Annotated in this window: 2 pseudogenes; both read left to right on the forward strand. The window is 41.2% G+C overall.

The window, feature by feature from the left end:
• Nucleotides 1-127, forward strand: a pseudogene (locus P6709_RS20140) (flagellar motor protein MotA); the annotation flags it as partial.
• Between the two features lie 52 nt (nt 128-179).
• A pseudogene (locus P6709_RS20500) lies at nt 180-250 on the forward strand (AAA family ATPase); the annotation flags it as partial.

Below are 250 nucleotides of genomic sequence, written 5' to 3' on the forward strand. Positions count from 1 at the left end.
AGTACTGAAGGGTGTAGAGCCGAGTGCTCTTTTAAATGGTCCAGCTTTAATGATTATCATTTTAAGAACGGTTGCGTCTGTGACCATTGCATTTCCCATGTCAGAATTAAAACGTGTTCCGAAGCTAAGAATAAGCGCATTTCATTTTTTTGGTCTCGGCAACAATCTTCACAAAGGCAGCGTTAGTCATTCCTGTTCAGTGTGAATATTACGCCTTAGAAGGATTGAGTCAGCTTCTCAGTACGATACG

The organism is Jeotgalibacillus sp. ET6, assembly GCF_029667115.1.
GTDB lineage: Bacteria > Bacillota > Bacilli > Bacillales > Jeotgalibacillaceae > Jeotgalibacillus.